The organism is Pedobacter roseus, assembly GCF_014395225.1.
GTDB classification, from domain to species: Bacteria; Bacteroidota; Bacteroidia; order Sphingobacteriales; family Sphingobacteriaceae; genus Pedobacter; species Pedobacter roseus.
Genome location: NZ_CP060723.1, coordinates 5887590 through 5905571 on the forward strand (window position 1 = coordinate 5887590; position 17982 = coordinate 5905571).

Sequence of the window (17982 nt, forward strand, 5' to 3'; positions counted from 1 at the left end):
ATAATATCAAGGGATTTACCATGGACTAATTCCCGTTTCAGGGGCATTATCATCGCTGAAAAACTGTCCGGTTGGCCCATCTGCACCCAATGTAGCCGCTTTTACCACCCTTGCTGCGGCATCAGGTACGGTACCCGGGCCTGATTGGTGATTAAAATCGGTTGCCGTATAACCCGGATCAACAGCATTAACTTTAAAAGAAGTATCTCTTAAGTGATGTGCCAGTACAATGGTATAGGCATTAAGCGCAGCCTTTGATGAAACATAAGCTGCAGGTTTTACCCCATAATATTTCCAGGTTGGGTCGTTATGCAATGCAAGCGATCCTAAACCCGATGTAACGTTAACAATCCTGGGTTCTGTCGATTGCTTCAATAAATCGATAAATGCCTGTGTAACTTCTATTACACCAAAAAAATTGGTTTCAAACACTTCTTTAAATACATTAATATCGGTTTCTAATGCCGCTTGCATGGTACCGGCAATACCTGCATTATTAATCAATACATCAAGTGTTTTGGTTTTTTGAGCAAGTAGTTCGGCTGCGGCTTTAATTGATCCGGCATTGTTAACGTCAATTTCAATGGGTTCTACCTCATTTAATCCTTCTGATTTTAGCTGATTAACCGCCAGTTCTCCCTTATTAATATCTCTACATCCCAGATATACATAATATCCTTGCTGTAATAACTGTTTGGCTGTTTCAAAACCAATACTTTTATTTGCTCCTGTAATGAGTACTGTTTTCATATTTAAATTTTTTATGGTACAAATGTATACTGCGATGCTAACCGGGTTAGAACACATCCATCGGTATTAATGGTACATTTTGCGGATGCTGGCACGGTATGCTGAAGGTGTCAGGCCAGTTTCGCGTTTAAAAAAGCGGTTAAAATAAGAAGTATCAGAAAAACCAAGATCAAATGCAATTTCTTTCAACGCATGATCGGTATGAAAGAGCAAACGCTGTGCCTCGAGTATCAGGCGCTCGTGAATATGTTTAATGGCAGGTTTGCCACTCTGTATTTTCACTACTTCGCTTAAATGTCCGGGAGAAATATTCAATAAAGAAGCATAATCGCCCACTTCGCGCAGTTTCCGGTAGGATTCATTAATCTTCGACAGGAAATCTTTTAACAACAGTTTCTCTGCAGAGCGGTCGTTATCTTTAAACTGCTCAGTATATAGCCTGCTCAGGTAGGTGAGGAGTAGGGTGAGGTAGGCCGTAAGCATGCGTTGCTGCCACTCACTTTGGTGCTGGTATTCTACATTTATTTTTGCGAGCATATCCTCAACAAAATCAAGGTCAGCTACGCTAAGGGCCAGTTCATGCCCGTCGTGTGGGTTTTGGATTAGTGGAAGTTTACTTAATGAAGCGTTTTCCTGAAACGACAGAAACTCTTTGGTAAAGGCAATACCGGTACTCCATAACTGCTTAAAACCTTCTTTAACAATGATGTGATTCGGTCCGGAAAAATAAACGGTATTATTTTTAAGCTTATAGGGCGTCATATCGATCCACTGGCGGCTATCTGCTTTTCTAATCAAAACAATCAGGTAATGATTTTTCCTGTGGGGAATAAGTAGTTCCGATTGGTTTGGTAAAGTTCCTTCAAATTGATAAAGCCTGAAGTTTTTATTACCCGCAATTTCATCAGGTTCTAGTCTGTAAATGGGTAATTGTTGATTGTGGTTAAGTGTCTGCATGGCTTACTTACAAATGAAAGAAAAACCTCATGGGTACATGAATAATATACGTTGATTTTTTGTAAAAAGAATTAAATGTCAACGTTCTTAAAACAGCATTCTAAAAATTTGACGATTATCAGTAGTTTAATTATGTATTATATATATTACTTTATCGTAATAAATAAATGTATTTATGTGTAATTTTTAGTGATATTATATGTATGTATTTTTTATTAAAAATAAAGTCCGTATCTATGTACAACTCAAAGCCATCTCATCATTCCAAAACTTAAACCGCTCATCAAAATGCAACACGCTCTTTCATCAGTTATTTCGATTACTATCCTTTAATTTCATTATTTAACTGTATATTATTATATATCAGTTATTTGTGTTTTTTATTTTGCTTAACTATATTAAAGATTTTGCCAAATAATCTGATATGGTAATAACAGACCGATCTCCTGCCTGTTATTAATTTTTTAAACAAAATAAGAATATTTTAATCTGTATTTATTTACATTTTTAATAAACCTTAAACCAAAAAATTGTGAAAAATTTATTGTCAATCATCATTCCCGTGCTCGAAGGAATGGAAGAATCTCCATTAAAGCACCAACTTTTGGCCTATTTCCCTCAACAGGCTGAACATTTTACAACAATCGAAGAAAGTTTTGTTAAACTTACGGCAATTCCGCATGACAGGGATCACCTTAAGCCCTTTTTTCATAGCTGGAGTCAAACCAACAACAGTGCAGTTACCGTTGCCGGATTGAGTAACCGCATGACGATGCTGATTCATAAAAATATACCTGTACCAGATGAAGCACAGCTTTTCAGGTCGGTGGCAAGCTTAAACAGAATTGTTGATGAAGACCTGGCTGTTGTTGGAAAAGTACTGCACTCTGACCTGTTTTATACCATGGCTACAAATACCTGTGGCGATGATGGATGGTTGTTGAGGCAATACCTTGATCCAAGTGCCCGTGCTTTTAAATATTGGAAAGATCAGAATTCGCTGCGCAACAAAGATTTATTGATCGGTCTTTTAACCACGTTGGTGCATGAGATTTATACACATGGCGAGGTAGAGTTTATATTACCAAAATTTACGCGTTGGCTGGAAGATGATTTTGGCTTTGATAAAGATACCCTAAAACATACTTTGGCCTGGATAACCGTTCACTGTGGACCAACTGAGAAAAACCATTTCTTTTATGCCGTTAATGCCATCAATTATTATGTTAAGGCAATGGACGTAAATTTGGCTGATTACGACTTAAGCGAAATTGTTGCCGATTATTTAAGTAAAAAAGCGGCCGTAATGGAAACCATTAGCGCTAGTTTAGAACCGGTATTGGCAGATGAAATTGCATAAATTATGACGGGTGAACTTGTAGAAGGAAAAAGCATTTGCAGCAGGGATGCGCTGAATGAATTGCTGATGAAACACCTGGGCGAAATACCCTGTAATGGTGCCGATTCATTTTCTCCGGTTCCCGTTGCTGTAAACCGTAACGAAATTGTACGGATGGAAAAACTGTGCCAGGTTTTAAATAAAGCGTTAATCAGTGTTGTCAATGCTTATTTTGCTGATGAAAGGATGCGTGCCATTTATAACTTTGATGATCGCTTGAACAATATTTTAAATATCGCAAACGCACAGCCTTACGAAGTGGGCATGTATCGCCCTGATTTTTTACAGGCAGAAGATGGCAGTATCAAAATCTGCGAAATAGGCGCAAGGTACCCGATTAATGGGTGGATGTTGAGTTATTACCTTAACGTGATTTCTGAAGATAGCAGTTTGCCCTTACTCGAGGCTGTTCCTCATCAGCGTGAATTTATTAACACCATTTTTGGCCGATTCAATAGTAAAGAACCCATCGTGTTGGTGCACGAGAGAGAAAAAGGTACTGAGGTGTTTTACCTGTTAAATGAATTTAGCAAGCAGGGTCTGAATTACGTTTCGGCAAGTCCTGCACAGTTAACCTGCCAAAATGGGGCAATTATGCTGCATGGTAAAGCCGTTGATCAGTTTATATTGGAAATGGACCGTGAAGAACTGCGTAATTTTGATCCCGAAGTATTAGAGTTGATCATCAAACAAGGTAACTACTTTAATGATGTACGTACACTGATATTGGTTCATGATAAACGCATTCTTGCTGTTTTGTGGAGTGAAGAGATCATGAAAGATTATCTTTCTAAGGAAGAATATCTTTTTTTACGATCATTTTTAATCCCCACTTACGCCCTCCATACCCCGAAAAACGGGTTGAAGTAAGTAATTCCCTCAAAATTGGGTGTTAAAAAGGAATAGCGGTGGCCGTGGTATCGATATGTATGTGAAAAGTGATTGTGAAACCGCGGTTTGGTCTGATATTATAGCCAAACAATGGCCCGAATACATGGTACAGGAATATGTGCCCCAGCGTTGGTTTAAATATAGCAATGGTCCGGATAAAACATTGATCAATTTAGTAGGCATGTTATTATGTTATAATAACCGGTCTTTTGGCCCTGGTTTGTTCCGTGGCTCAGCAGAAAGCGTGGTTAATGTTCACCAGGGGAGGGGAGTCATTTTTCCCGCAATGATGTCGGACTCATAAACATGACACATGCCATCATTATACCGCTGTTTAATAAAGCGGCTTATGTTAGCCAAACCTTAAATTCACTCATCCGGCAAAGTAAACTGCCGGATGAGTTGATTATTGTCGACGACTTAAGTACAGATAATAGCCTTTCTATTGTTCATGATTTTTTGCGTAATAATATTTCTGCCTTTGGCAATTGCAGGATACAGGTAATTGAACTCACAGAGAATAAAGGCCCGGGTAATGCACGAAATATTGGTTTTGCCGCTACCAATTGTGAGTTAGTTAGTTTTTTAGATGCCGATGATGAATATCATCCAAAGTTACTGCAAATAGCATCATCTGCATTTAGAGTGCATCAGCTCGATTTTATGGTCCTCAATATCATTTTTATGCCGGGCAATGAAATATATCCCGATCTGGAGCCGCTAAAAAAGTACCTGGAACCGCTTGATGCAGATCTATACCTGATTAAAGATCCTTTAACGGCAGTTAGCTCGCCACATTTTATAATGGGGGTTGGCAGTAATGTGATTACAAGAAGTAAATGGATCGCCTCTAACCGATACCAGGCCGAAGCACAATTAAATGAAGGAATCGATTTTTGGTACCGGGTACTAAAAGGAATACTGAACTCGGTGCCGGGTAAAATAGCCTTGCAAACCGGAGGTTATCTTTATGTCAACGAGGTACACGGGAGCTTATCGCGGAAAAAATATGATCATTTTAAGCAAATCGAATTGCCCCCGGTAATTTTGAGGTATGTAAACAGTAAGGATAGGCACGACCGCCTGTTAATGGGCATGATCGGTGAACGCTGGTATAAACACGCTTTACAAAATTTGCCATCAAATATCCAAAAAGTACGCTTTTTATGGCATTATCGCAGTTTTTTGCCAAAATACGTTGGTTATCTGCTCATCAAAAGATAAATTTTAATAATGATTAATCCCCTCCTTAACCAATATTACCAGATTGTTAGGCAGTCAGAACTTTTCAAATCCTATTACCTTCGTTACGACGATTATCAAAATGCGCCTTTAATAGGCAAAAAAGAATTGATTACTCAGTTAAACAATAATTTTGATCTTCATAGCGAAAAACAAGGAGTTTATTTGGTTCGTTCTGGCGGATCTACACAAAAACCATTGGTTTTTCCAGTAGATATTGTAGAAAATCTCGAGCAGCGCGCCGTACTCGCTTCCGCATTAAAGCAAGCTGAGATATTTATCCCAAAAACCATTGCACTCAATATGTTTGGTTATATGGATATGTACCGTACGGCCGCAATTATGGATGATTTATTGGAAAGATGCAGTGCAACCACCCTGGTGGCGGGTGCAAGTTTACCCTATGAAGATGCCTGCCGGATGGCTCAAAATTTTAAGCCCAATTTATTGCTAGGTACACCTTCAAAACTATTCCTTTTTGCGCAATACCTTAAAAAACATCAGCTTAGTTTATCCATTACAAATCTTTTGTTTGGTGGCGAGTTTTTGCCGCCCTCACACATTAAACTTTTCGAGGATGTTTTTGGAACCAGGCAGATCTATTCATTATACGGTTCTGCCGAAACAGGGATATGGGCCTGGTGCGATTATAGCCGGTCGCCATCATTATTCAGGGTGATTGACGGCCTGGTTGTGGAGCCAAACTCCCCTGATGCCGATGGTTATGGTTCCCTCCTGGTGAGCAATCTATTCCGTAAGCGTTTTCCCATTTTTAGGTACAATACAGGCGATATCGGTAAATGGGTTAAAGTTGATGATCAAGTTTATCTTGAATTAAAAGGGAGATCATCCAATTCTTTTATGTTTAATGAGTGTAACTATGAACTGGATGATTTTAACGCAGTTTTAACAGATGTAGAACGGTTTCAGATACAGATTACACCTCATGAGGGGCATACCGCTATAAGATTTATCCTGATCGCCGATGTAACTAATAACGATAAAGCAGCCTATATTGAATTAAAACTTAAGGAAATAAATAAGGTATTCGGCTACAAGGTGAAAAATTTAGAAGTTTTAGCTGGTGAGGATTTAAACCTTTATATCAATGCCACTACTGGTAAAACACCTGTCATTGTCGATCATAGAATTTAGTGTCACTGCTCGAGGCTGTATCTAATTTATTTGCCAATAATTACCTTGCGATGTTCCAGTCCCCAGGCTGTAAGATCGTTAATAATGGTTTTCAGCGTCATGCCATATTCTGTTAGCTGGTATTGAACAGATATGGGCTGGGTATCCAATACAGTCCTTTTTACCAATTTATTGATCTCCAGCTCTTTTAATTCTTTACTCAGCATTTTATTTGATATTCCCTGTACATCATTTAAAATATCAGAAAATCTTCTTTTGTTATAATAACAGATAGATGAAATGATGGAGATTTTCCATTTCCCGCTCAGCACGTCCATCGCATCGTGGACCGCCATGATCTCTTTTTTGTGCCCTAATTCGCAATGATTTTCAGTCATAAGTTACTTTGTTACCCGAAAGTTACTGTTACTTTTCGTAACAAAGTAACTGAAATAAATTGATTCATTTTAACTTTGCGACTTAAATAAAAAAAATAATCATGGATTTTACAAATAAAAACGTTGTCGTTACAGGCGGCACCACTGGAATTGGGTTAGCAACAGCAAAAGCATTATTAACGCCGGGGCAAATGTTTGGATAACAGGCAGAAATGCCATCAATCTCCAAAAAGCTAATGCAGAAATAAATAGCCCAAAATTAAATACCGTAGTAGCCGATACTTCAAAACTTGCAGACATTTCTATCCTGGAGAAAGCAATTGCCGAAAGGGGCGACAAAGTAGATGTTCTTTTCCTAAATGCAGGGATTGCCACATTTGAACCAATAGAAAATGTTACCGAGGCAAATTTCGACGCACAATTCAATACTAATGTAAAAGGTCATTTTTTTACGTTGCAAAAGTTACTTCCTCATTTAGCTGATGGAGCGGCGGTTTTGTTTACATCTTCAACAGTAGCAACAGCCGCAAATGTAGGAGCCAGCTTATATTCTGCAACCAAAGGGGCATTGAATAAAATTGCTCAAATTGCAGCAAACGAACTTGCAGGTAGGAAAATCCGTGTAAACATTGTTAGCCCTGGGCCAGTGGCAACACCTGGTTTGGAAAATGCTTTACCAGCAGAAGCAAAAGAACTATTAGCGGGTGCTACAGCTTTGCAAAGACTCGGTAATCCTGATGAAATTGCGAAAACAGTATTATTCCTGGCTTCTGATGCGGCAAGTTTTATTACAGGAACAGAGATTGTGGCAGATGGCGGTTACCTTAACTATGCATTAAAATAAATTAACATTCGGTTTTTGTAGCCGTAGTGGTTTTGATAACTATAGGGAACCTCTATTCCCAAAATGGATAAGCAATAAAAAAGCCGCTTCGGATAGAAGCGGCTTTTCGTAGCCCGTAGGGGAATCGAACCCCTGTTTCCAGAATGAAAATCTGGCGTCCTCACCCCTAGACGAACGGGCCATTAAATATTAGAGTGTCTTTCAACTCTTTTGGTAGCGGGGACACGACTCGAACGTGCGACCTTCGGGTTATGAGCCCGACGAGCTACCAACTGCTCCACCCCGCACTCTATATCTTCAAATTTTCTTCGTTTGAAGGAGTGCAAAGGTATAAATTGTTTTGACATCTGCAAAGTCATTTGCAATATTTTTTAAAATATTTTTGGTGGCCAATCTACCCCTAAAAAGACTGCTCATTTCTATTAATAAAGTTTGGATTGATAATGAGCGAGTTGTGTGGTTTTTAACAAAGTTTAACGAATTTTGCTGATGCAAAATTTGGTAGAATGAACTTTGTTTCCTTTCTTTGTTTATAATTAGTCTAAATAAGAATATTCTTTTCGAATTTTAGCACAATTTAATTCTCAATATATATTTGGTTAGTTATATTGATTAAAAGTCCTGTTTGCCCGCATCATATCGGATGCGGGCGAATCAGGCGCTATTTTCAGCTAAAATCTTTTGGCTTCTCTATTTTTGGTTCATTGTCCTTTACAATTATGTTGGTAAAAGGGGCAGTTTGTCTGAAAGCTACCGTATCTGCCGGTGTATTGGCAACAAAGACAGCCAGTTTTCCGTTCGTAAAACTATCATTATGTATGGTAGATGGTTTAATCGCCAGGGCTGATCCATCAGCAGGTACCCTGAAAGTGGTAAATACAATTCTGGGATTTTCTTTTTCCGGATCCATAACCTCCACCTTGTGACCTAAGGTGACTTTGGCTTCACAAAATACCTTTCCATTTTCATTTGGCTTAGGCAGAAAAATATGAGGAAAGGGGTGGTGTTCAACAAACATGCCTCCGCCACCTATGGGCGACATGGCATAATTGCGGATGTAATCCGGCAAAGAGGTATCGTACTCCATGCCAAATAAGGTGTCTTCAAAACCCATGTAAAATGATTCTCTCCGTTTAAGCAGCTTAGCTCCGTAAAAAGCAAGTGTTTCTTCGTAATCGGGGTGGCTTGGCTCTATTACCGGAAAAATTACAGCTGTTTCATTCACATATAAAGAGCCTGTTTGGCCAAATACGTTTGCAGAAGGGTCGAGGTTAGGTAATCTTCCACCATCAATGCTGCTTACCCAGTTCGAATTAACCGTAACCGCATTACCTTCTTTTGGTGCTTTTGCATTTCGCGCCAGGGCTTCCAGCTCATCAATCAATGATGTTTCTGTTGGTGCTTTCGGTAGTATTGTTACACCGGTTCCTTCGCCTGGGGTTAAGGCTACCCTGGTATCTTTATGGATGGGGCCGTAAATTGCTGTGGTCGTCATTAAAGGAACACCCTCTCTGCTTTGTCTTAAAACAACTGCGTCGTTTAAAAACCATATATTTTCTTTAAGGTCTTCCTCCGAAATTTTAATATCAACAGTTTGCCACTTTCGTTGTCCGATGATTTCTTTCAATTTGTCATCGGTTACGGTGTTTGGATCCTGGGTGTAGGATGTTCTGAATACGGAGCTCATTAATTGCGTTTTAGATGGTAATAGGGATTTTTGTTGTATGCTAAAATAAGATTAAAAATGTGATTATGCGGTGGGGTAGGAATATTATTGATTGATCTGGGGATAATATTCTCTAGAAAGCAAAAATCCCGCTCTACTTATCGTAAAGCGGGATCGTAGCCCGTAGGGGAATCGAACCCCTGTTTCCAGAATGAAAATCTGGCGTCCTCACCCCTAGACGAACGGGCCATTTTTCAGTTTCAAATTTCCAATTTTCAGTGGGCAATTAAAACTGCCAACTGAGAACTACCAACTGAATTGGTAGCGGGGACACGACTCGAACGTGCGACCTTCGGGTTATGAGCCCGACGAGCTACCAACTGCTCCACCCCGCACTCTATACAACTCGTTTTTTCTTTTGAATTAAATCCTTAACTCTGTTTCCGAATTGGAATGCAAAGATATAATTCGTTTCTTTGTGCTGCAAATTTTTTTTAAAAAATATTTTAATGGCGCATAAAGCAGGTTTTGTAAGTATAATAGGTAAACCAAATGTAGGTAAATCCACCCTCATGAATGTGCTTGTAGGCGAGCGGCTTAGCATTATCACTCCTAAGGCACAAACCACAAGACACCGCATTTTAGGGATTGTAAATGAAGAAGAATATCAGATCGTTTTTTCTGATACCCCAGGTATAATTAAGCCAAAATATAGTTTACAAGAGAGTATGATGAGCTTTGTTAACGGATCTTTAACTGATGCAGATGTACTTTTGTTTGTAACCGATATTAACGAAGAGCACGATGAAGAAGATGTTCTGGAGAAAATCCTGAACCGCGATATCCCAACAATTGTACTCATCAATAAAATTGATCAGGCGAAGCAGGAAAAGGTTGAAGAGAAGATTGCTTACTGGCAGGAAAAGCTAAATCCGGTTGCGATTTATGCAATTTCGGCTTTACATAAACACAATGTAGACGGATTATTGGAGCGCGTGCTCGAAATGTTGCCAGAGCATCCGCCATATTACGATAAAGAAGATTTAACAGACCGCTCTGAGCGTTTCTTCGTTTCTGAGATTATCCGCGAAAAAATCTTCCTCAATTACCAAAAGGAAATCCCTTACAGCACCGAAGTGATTGTAAAGAGTTTTAAAGAAGAGGAAATGAAAAATGGTAAGGGGGCAATGATCAGGATTACGGCAGAAATTATCGTAGAACGTGATTCGCAAAAGAACATTTTAATCGGTACAGGTGGCAGCATGTTAAAAAAGGTGGGTACCGAAGCGCGTTTGGAGATTGAGAAATTTTTGGATAGCAAGGTTTTCCTTGAAATGTTTGTAAAAGTAATTCCGGATTGGAGAAGCAAAAAGAATTACCTGAAAAGCTTTGGTTACGATAATTAATTTCGATTTTTAGGAGATGAAAAAAAGTCTGACGCTTCTTTTGCTTTTGATTGGTACACTGGCTTTCGCCCAGGAATCGAACAATGGTAAAAAATTGTGGGCAAAATCCATCCTGAACGAAAAGGCGCCAGAACTGGTGGTCGAAAAATGGCTTTCGAAACAACCCGATACCAGAGGGAAATTTGTGCTGATCGATTTTTGGGCAACCTGGTGCGGCCCGTGCAGGGCATATATCCCTACCTTAAACGACCTGCAGAAAAAATATGCAGATAAACTGGTAATTATTGGTGTATCTGATGAGGCAGAAGAAAAAGTAGCTGCTTTTGATAACCCAAAAATCAATTATTTTGAAGCCATTGATACCAAAGGGACAGTGAAAGATCAGATTGAGGTTAAAGGTATTCCGCATGCCATTCTTATCGATCCGAAAGGGATGGTTAGGTGGGAAGGCTTTCCCTTATTGCAGGGAAATCAATTGACCGAAGAAGTAATAAGAGGACTTTTAGATAAGTATAAAAATTAATATTAATGGAGGTTACGAAAAATAACCGTACCTTTGCAGCCCGAAATAAATCGGTTAGTAGTTGATAGTCAATGGCTGATAGCCAAATAGTTTGAGCAGCTTGCCCGAACACCACGACCATTAACTATAAGCCATTAACTATCAATAGAACACCCATGAGTAATATTATAGCCATCGTAGGCAGGCCAAACGTAGGCAAGAGTACCCTTTTTAATAGATTAACCGAAAGCCGTAAGGCCATTGTAGATGATGTAAGCGGTGTAACCCGCGACAGGCACTATGGTGTAGGCGAGTGGACTGACAGACAATTTACAGTAATCGATACCGGTGGTTATGTGGCCAATTCGGAAGACGTTTATGAAGCTGCCATCCGTGAGCAGGTAATGATTGCCATCGAAGAAGCCAGTGTATTGATCTTTATGGTTGATGTAACTACAGGTATTACCGATCTGGATGATGATATTGCACAAGTACTGCGTAGAAGTAAAAAGCCTGTTTATGTAACTGCAAATAAGGTAGATAATACCGCTTTATATAACGAAATCCATACCTTTTATGGCTTCGGCTTAGGTGAGGTTTATCCATTATCGTCAATGACGGGTTCTGGAACGGGAGAGTTATTGGATGAAATTGTTAAAAATTTCGAAGATATTCCTGAAGAAGAAAACCAGTTGCCAAAAATTACCATTGCGGGTCGCCCAAATGTGGGTAAATCTTCTTTGGTTAATGCTTTAATTGGTAAAGAGCGTAATATCGTTACTGCAAACGCAGGTACCACCCGCGATTCAATTAAAATCCATTATAACCAGTTTGGTCACGAATTTATGTTGATCGATACTGCAGGATTACGTAAAAAAACCAAGGTTAAAGAAAACTTAGAGTTTTATTCAGTTATGCGTACCATCAAAGCTTTAGAAGAAGCTGATGTGGTGGTATTAATGATCGATGCCGTAGAAGGGATCGAAAGTCAGGATATCAATATATTCCATTTAGCTGAGAAGAATAAAAAGGGTATCGTTATTTTAGTTAACAAATGGGATCTGATCGAAAAGAATACCCAAACGATGAAAGCTTTCGAAGAACAGATTCACGAACGTATCCGTCCTTTTACCGATGTGCCGATTGTATTTACTTCGGTATTAAACAAGCAGCGTATTTTCAAAGCAATTGAAGCGGCTTTAGAGGTTTACAAAAACCGTAGCAAGAAAATACCTACATCTAAATTAAATGATGTAATGTTGCCATTGATCGAGAAATTCCCACCTCCGGCACTAAAAGGAAAGTTCATTAAAATTAAATATATCACTCAAATCAATGCGACTTCGCCAATGTTTGCTTTTTTCTGCAACCTGCCGCAGTACATTAAAGATCCGTATAAACGTTTCATCGAGAATAAACTGAGAGAGAACTTCGATTTTTCTGGTGCACCTATCCAGATTTACTTCAGACAGAAATAGGTTTGAAGTTGAAGGTTTAAAGGTGGAGGGCATAAGACCGATATACCTAAAACCACTGTTATTTAAAACAGGGTTGCGTTCCATAGCGAAAGCAGCCCTGTTTTTGTTTATATAGCACTGTCATTCTGAAAGGTCATTTTTTAAGGAACATTGGGGCTACAGCGATTTTTGTAGAGAGATCGTCCTTCCCAACTTGATTGGGAATCATAATGCACTAAGCGCTGAGGTTTCTGTTCGTCGAGATTTGTAATATTGACCTTTCGTTCTGTGGATTTGAAATCCACGAAAAGCTAAACTTTAATAGACGGGATTGCAAATCCCGACTAACGAGATAAAAATTTACCTTTACCACATGCAATTACAAGTACAAAACAGCCTGCCAACAGATATTGATACCATTTTCGAATTTTACGATATGGCCATTGCTCATCAAAAGAAAGTTTTTAATAAACACTGGCAAGGCTTTAGCAGAGAAATGGTACAAACCGAAATTGATGAAAACCGTCAATATAAAATTTTGGTAGATGGTGTTGTTGCCTGTGTTTTTGCGGTTACGTTTAACGATCAGTTAATATGGGGCGAACGGGATCACGAAGCGATTTACATCCATAGGATTGTAACCCATCCCAAATTCAGGGGCTATTCTTTTGTAAAGGAAATTATTAAATGGGCTAAAGTTTTTGCTGCAGACAACGGGATTAAATTTATCAGAATGGATACCTGGGCTGATAATGAAAAACTGCTCGAATATTATACCGCATGTGGTTTTGATTATGTTGGTGTGGTAACTATGGATAAAACCGAAGGATTGCCAAAACACTATGAAGGAATTAGCCTAAGTTTGTTTGAGATTGTATTGTAATAAGCAATTGCAGGGAACAAGGCAGTCTTTCTGCTATAGCTGCGCAAGCGAACATTATTTCCTGATTTTCCGTGTCTCCGTGGCAAATTACTCAGCGTAAGCAAAACTTATTTCAGTTCAATCTTCCAGCTCAACATATCATCCACTTCGCCGATATGGATAAAGTTATTTTTTTCTAAAATAGAATAAGAAGCCACGTTATCCTTCGTGGTTGCAGCAAAAATTGATTTAACTTTTGGTTGTTCCTTTGCCCATTCGATTATTCTGCCAACAGCCTCTGTCATAAATCCCCGACCTCGAAATTCTTCATAAGTACCATAACCAATTTCAATTTCACCATTTGGATCTGGTTCGCCTACAAAGCAGATATCGCCTACCATCCTATGATCAGGTTTTGATATAATGGTCCACAAAGTATGGTAGAGGTAATCTTTATCCTTGTCAAAGACATTGGGCAGAATGGTCTGCTCCAAGGCGTCGTGCAGGGAAGGAGAGATATTTTTCCTGGTGGGCAAAAGATCAAATTCCTGTTCGAGCGAATGATCGTCTTTAATATATTTTAAGAGCTGATTGTGTGTTAAAGGTTTTAAAATGAGGCGCTCAGTTTCTATCATATTAAAATTGTTAGATAGACTAATATAATAGTTTGGCTTTTTAAAAAACAAAATTTTAGAACAAGCTTTTGTTAAAAAATAAAGAAAGCACCAGTTGCTTTGATAAAGGAACTAATGCCTTCAACATTTAATAAACTTTTATTACCTGACCGGTAACTATACCCAGAACACTTTTCTCAAAAGCTTTAACTACTTTATCCATCGTCACCGGAATTTCCCCTGGGAATGAATCAAAATAGGCTGGCGAATCTTCCACTACATTTGGACTGATCGCGTTTATACGCACCTCATTTTCAAGTTCTGGAGCGGCGGCAATTACAAAAGAATTTAATCCACCGTTTACGGCGCTTAATACGGCTCCGGCAGCTATCGGATGATCGGCCAATATCCCGGAGGTTAAGGTAAATGAGCCGCCTTTATTAATGTAATGCTGCCCGATAAGTACCAAATTAACCTGTCCCAATAATTTGTCGAGTAATCCGCTTTTAAATTTTTCACCCGTCATTTGCTTTATGGGTACAAACGGGCCTTTTCCACTCGTACTGATCAGCGCATCAAAAGCGCCAATTTTTTCGAACATGGCCTTAATTGATGATTCATTTGTAATATCAACCTGAACATCTCCTTTGGTATTTCCTACACGGATTACCTCATGTTTCTCCAAAAAAGCCTCGGCTACTTTTTTACCCAATGTTCCTGTTGCGCCTACAATTATTATTTTCATGCTATTATATTTAAAGGTTCAGTATTTACTAAGTTAAAGTTGCTATTAAACATTTAGCCGAGACAAAAGTTTGTGGGTGTTAATCTTGCAATATGGCTTCGGTTTTTAAGTCGTTGATAAAAAGATCGATATGAACCTCGCTTACATTGGGCATGCAGATGATATGAGAATTTCCTTGTTCAGCGGCCAATTGCCACTTTTTACAAATTGAAGCAGATGGGGTAGGGAAATTCACGGTAATGGCGTTTGGGTTTCGCCATGCGGCAATGCCCATTTCTTTAAGTTTCTCTTCGGTATAAGCTGCGGTGGCCAAACTGTGCATTGCCCTGTTTTTTAAACCCGCTAAACCCAAACGTTTAATACTATGCCATAAAAACAGTGGACTATGTCCGTTTCTTGATCCGGTAATGGTAGTATCTACACTCCCTATATAAGCAACAGAGCGGGCAATCCGGTCGCGGTTCGATTTTTTTGCCACTACCACACCACAGGGCATTGGCGAGCCAAAAAATTTATGTCCGCTGATGGCAATGCTGTCTGCACCATCTTCAAAGTCGAATGCTGGCCTGGGCTCGATCAAAGCGCTATAAGTGCCTGAAAGCGCAGCATCGGCATGGATATAATAATGCTGTATGGCCAGTTTTTTTAAAATGCTTTTGATTTTGGCCACATCATCGCGTGCTTCGGTCATGGTGGTACCTATATTGGCCATAATAATTACTGGTATCTGTCGGTTCATCCTGATGGTATGTTCCAGGTCTTCGTAATCGATCTCGCCGTTTTCCTGTGTGCGTATCACAATATTGCCCATATTAAGCAGGTGCAGGTTTTTTTGTACGCTGTAATGGGTCGCTTCAGAATAATAAACCATTCCTTTTGGATGCAGTTCTCTGGCCAGGTACAAACCATACAAATTACCTTCTGAGCCACCATTCGTTACATAACCCCACCAATTGTCTGCCGGAGCACGAAATAGCTCTGCAAAAAACTGAACGACTTCTTTTTCCAGTTCGCGCGATCCAACACCATAAGTAGAAGTAACAAAAGGATCGCCCAGGTTATTCATCGGGTATTTTAAGAAATCAGCGAGTGCCTGGTAATCAAAATCTTTAGATACCGGATAACCTAAAAATAAATCGGTCTGTTCCTTAACCTTTTCTAACAACTCATCTAATACTTGTTGATCTTTTGCTTCTAATCTGCTTGTTTTCATAAACTGATATGATTTGACAGCAAAATTAAATAAAACAAAATATAGTATTAATTAATTATATTAAATAAGAATATTATATTGATTTTAAGTGTTTGTTTGAAATTTAAAACTGACTGTGTGGGTTTGTTTTAATCGGATAGCATATAAAATATGGCTATTGCAGGTTTAATAATGCCTGTCTTACCGCGTTATCGGTTTGGTTTGCGGCCCTGTAATAGCCAACATCGCCTAAATAGTATCTGCAAAGCAATGCTTTTAAATCATTTAAGATTACATTTTTGGCACTGTATAACTGGAAACGGTCGATCGGCACATTTTTACGCTGAAGAAAGCCGATAAAATCTTTAAAGTCATTATCGTTTATCGTAAAGATATTGATATTCTGTTCCACAAAACTGGCACTATACTTCGCCGTTAATATATTGAAAACGTAATCAGAAAGCACTTTTTTGCTTACCAGGTTGCTGTAAAATTTATTGTAGCCGTTAGTATCGAGTTTGACAAAAATATCGGGCTGTATACCTCCAACCGGTTTAATTTTTCGGTTGGGCTGAACATTTACACCTTCGGTTTTTTCGATAGAATCCTGAAAAGAAGTGCGGTCACCTGTAAGTTCTCCATCCATCATACGCTCATCCAGCTCATGTTTGTAGGCATCATAGCCTTTTTTGTAAGATTTCTGGATACTGCGTCCCGATGGGGTATAATACCTGGCGATGGTTAAATTCAATGCAGAGCCATCGCCAAAAGCAAACTGCTCTTGTACCAGGCCTTTGCCAAATGAGCGGCGGCCCACAATAATACCACGTCCCAGATCCTGAATGGCTCCGGCTACAATTTCACTGGCTGAAGCTGTATTTTCATTGATCAGCACAGCAAGTTTGCCATTTTGAAAGGCGCCTGTGCCGGTTGAAAAATAATCAGTGCGTGGCTCGTGTTTGCCCTGTGTATATACTATGAGTTTGTTTTCTGGTAAAAATTGATCGGCCAGACCTGTTGCTGCAGTAAAATAACCTCCACCATTGTCGCGCAGATCGAGGATCAGTTTTTTCATGCCTTTTGCTTTCAGATTATTTGCCGCAACGGAGAAATCGTTATCGGTATTGGCGCCAAATTTACTAATGCGCACATAGCCCGTTTCGTTATTGATCATGTAAGCCGCATCAATACTGCTAATGTTCACTTTACCACGGGTAACCATAATGCGGTTGCTCTGCTGGGTATTTGGATGCAAAAGCACCACGCTTACCCCGGTACCTGCTTTACCTTTAAAACGGCCGGTAAGTTGATCTTTTGGTAAATTTCTTCCGCTTACCGTGGTGGTATCGATGCTCAGGATTTTATCACCCAACTTTATACCAGCCTGATAGGCAGGCCCATCTTTAACCACACCTGTAACCATCATGGTATCGTTAAGCATATAGTATTCTATGCCTACGCCTTCAAAATTGCCTTCCAGATTATCGGTCATGTCCTGCGCATCGGTTGGAGGCAGGTAAACACTATGTGGATCGAGCTGATGTAAAACGCTGTCTATCGGTAAATTTTGAAGCGAATCGGTATTGATGTCATCAACATAATTACCGTTGATGATGTGAAGGATTTCATTTAATTTTTCGTCGCTGTTTGCAGCAAGCTGCGGACTTTTTTTAACGCCAAATCCTTGATCTTTAATAAATTTTATACCCAAAAACATGCCCGCTATTAAAATTACAGAATAGCTTGTGGCGATCAGTATGTTGTTCCGGGTATTTTTTTTCATCAGCGTTATGCAAATTTATGAAAATTAGCGGGTTGATATATTTTTTAACTGCATTTTAGTGTCTTTTGTTTCTAATTTTTAACATTAATTAACGCAAAGATGGGATCGATTGAAATTTTTGAGCGATATTTTTGATTTTT

The 17982-nt window shown here is 39.2% G+C and carries 18 protein-coding genes and 4 tRNA genes; 10 read left to right on the forward strand and 12 right to left on the reverse strand.

What is annotated here, in order from left to right; genetic code table 11:
* Positions 1 to 15: 15 nt before the first annotated feature.
* A complete protein-coding gene (locus tag H9L23_RS24375; RefSeq protein ID WP_187592735.1) occupies positions 16 to 750 on the reverse strand; it encodes an SDR family oxidoreductase in 735 nt (244 codons plus the stop codon).
* 66 nt (positions 751 to 816) lie between these two features.
* The gene (locus H9L23_RS24380; RefSeq protein WP_187592736.1) at positions 817 to 1707 is read right to left on the reverse strand and encodes a helix-turn-helix domain-containing protein; all 891 of its coding nucleotides are present in this window, start codon (positions 1705 to 1707) and stop codon (positions 817 to 819) included.
* A gap of 532 nt (positions 1708 to 2239) precedes the next feature.
* On the opposite strand from H9L23_RS24380, the gene H9L23_RS24385 reads away from it, so the two are divergent.
* Genes H9L23_RS24385 through H9L23_RS24405 form a run of 5 tightly spaced genes read left to right on the forward strand, consistent with a single transcriptional unit; the run spans position 2240 to position 6394 of the window.
* Positions 2240 to 3067 carry a class II glutamine amidotransferase domain-containing protein gene (locus H9L23_RS24385; RefSeq protein WP_223191015.1) on the forward strand — a complete coding sequence of 276 codons (828 nt, stop codon included), beginning with the start codon at positions 2240 to 2242 and terminating at the stop codon, positions 3065 to 3067.
* Between the two features lie 3 nt (positions 3068 to 3070).
* A complete protein-coding gene (locus tag H9L23_RS24390; RefSeq protein WP_187592737.1) occupies positions 3071 to 3976 on the forward strand; it encodes a hypothetical protein in 906 nt (301 codons plus the stop codon).
* 19 nt (positions 3977 to 3995) lie between these two features.
* A complete protein-coding gene (locus tag H9L23_RS24395; protein WP_187592738.1) occupies positions 3996 to 4301 on the forward strand; it encodes a hypothetical protein in 306 nt (101 codons plus the stop codon).
* A 2-nt stretch (positions 4302 to 4303) separates the two neighbouring features.
* Positions 4304 to 5221, forward strand: a complete 918-nt coding sequence (locus H9L23_RS24400) for a glycosyltransferase family 2 protein (protein ID WP_187592739.1) — start codon at positions 4304 to 4306, stop codon at positions 5219 to 5221.
* A gap of 9 nt (positions 5222 to 5230) precedes the next feature.
* Complete coding sequence (locus H9L23_RS24405) at positions 5231 to 6394, forward strand: AMP-binding protein (protein ID WP_187592740.1); 1164 nt, start codon at positions 5231 to 5233, stop codon at positions 6392 to 6394.
* Between the two features lie 26 nt (positions 6395 to 6420).
* Here the strand turns inward: H9L23_RS24405 and H9L23_RS24410 are convergent, their stop codons facing one another.
* A complete protein-coding gene (locus H9L23_RS24410; RefSeq protein WP_025146356.1) occupies positions 6421 to 6771 on the reverse strand; it encodes a winged helix-turn-helix transcriptional regulator in 351 nt (116 codons plus the stop codon).
* A 217-nt stretch (positions 6772 to 6988) separates the two neighbouring features.
* Between H9L23_RS24410 and H9L23_RS24415 the strand changes: the two genes are divergently transcribed.
* Positions 6989 to 7615 (forward strand): SDR family oxidoreductase, encoded by a 627-nt coding sequence (locus H9L23_RS24415; protein WP_246474968.1) that lies wholly within the window; start codon positions 6989 to 6991, stop codon positions 7613 to 7615.
* Positions 7616 to 7724: 109 nt separating this feature from the next.
* On the opposite strand, the gene H9L23_RS24420 is transcribed toward H9L23_RS24415, so the two are convergent.
* The 5 genes from H9L23_RS24420 to H9L23_RS24440 form a co-directional block, all read right to left on the reverse strand.
* Positions 7725 to 7796: transfer RNA gene (locus tag H9L23_RS24420), tRNA-Glu, on the reverse strand.
* A gap of 30 nt (positions 7797 to 7826) precedes the next feature.
* Positions 7827 to 7902, reverse strand: a tRNA-Met gene (locus tag H9L23_RS24425).
* A 380-nt stretch (positions 7903 to 8282) separates the two neighbouring features.
* On the reverse strand, positions 8283 to 9302 hold the full coding sequence (locus H9L23_RS24430; RefSeq protein ID WP_187592741.1) for a hypothetical protein: 1020 nt from the start codon (positions 9300 to 9302) through the stop codon (positions 8283 to 8285).
* Positions 9303 to 9458: 156 nt separating this feature from the next.
* Positions 9459 to 9530: transfer RNA gene (locus H9L23_RS24435), tRNA-Glu, on the reverse strand.
* Between the two features lie 70 nt (positions 9531 to 9600).
* Positions 9601 to 9676: transfer RNA gene (locus H9L23_RS24440), tRNA-Met, on the reverse strand.
* A gap of 114 nt (positions 9677 to 9790) precedes the next feature.
* Between H9L23_RS24440 and era the strand changes: the two genes are divergently transcribed.
* The 4 genes from era (at position 9791) to H9L23_RS24460 (ending at position 13529) form a co-directional block, all read left to right on the forward strand.
* Entirely contained in the window at positions 9791 to 10687 is an 897-nt protein-coding gene (era, locus tag H9L23_RS24445; protein WP_187592742.1) for a GTPase Era, read from the forward strand.
* Positions 10688 to 10703: 16 nt separating this feature from the next.
* Positions 10704 to 11210, forward strand: coding sequence for a TlpA family protein disulfide reductase (locus tag H9L23_RS24450; protein ID WP_187592743.1), 507 nt, complete (start codon positions 10704 to 10706; stop codon positions 11208 to 11210).
* Positions 11211 to 11365: 155 nt separating this feature from the next.
* A complete protein-coding gene (gene der / locus H9L23_RS24455; RefSeq protein WP_187592744.1) occupies positions 11366 to 12667 on the forward strand; it encodes a ribosome biogenesis GTPase Der in 1302 nt (433 codons plus the stop codon).
* Between the two features lie 352 nt (positions 12668 to 13019).
* Positions 13020 to 13529, forward strand: coding sequence for a GNAT family N-acetyltransferase (locus tag H9L23_RS24460; protein WP_187592745.1), 510 nt, complete (start codon positions 13020 to 13022; stop codon positions 13527 to 13529).
* A 107-nt stretch (positions 13530 to 13636) separates the two neighbouring features.
* On the opposite strand, the gene H9L23_RS24465 is transcribed toward H9L23_RS24460, so the two are convergent.
* The 4 genes from H9L23_RS24465 to H9L23_RS24480 form a co-directional block, all read right to left on the reverse strand.
* A complete protein-coding gene (locus H9L23_RS24465; RefSeq protein WP_187592746.1) occupies positions 13637 to 14143 on the reverse strand; it encodes a GNAT family N-acetyltransferase in 507 nt (168 codons plus the stop codon).
* A 127-nt stretch (positions 14144 to 14270) separates the two neighbouring features.
* Positions 14271 to 14867: a short chain dehydrogenase gene (locus H9L23_RS24470; RefSeq protein WP_187592747.1), complete on the reverse strand. Its 597-nt coding sequence runs from the start codon at positions 14865 to 14867 to the stop codon at positions 14271 to 14273.
* 79 nt (positions 14868 to 14946) lie between these two features.
* Entirely contained in the window at positions 14947 to 16080 is a 1134-nt protein-coding gene (locus H9L23_RS24475) for a histidine decarboxylase (protein ID WP_187592748.1), read from the reverse strand.
* Between the two features lie 154 nt (positions 16081 to 16234).
* Positions 16235 to 17842: a S41 family peptidase gene (locus H9L23_RS24480; protein WP_187592749.1), complete on the reverse strand. Its 1608-nt coding sequence runs from the start codon at positions 17840 to 17842 to the stop codon at positions 16235 to 16237.
* Between the last annotated feature and the right edge of the window lie 140 nt (positions 17843 to 17982).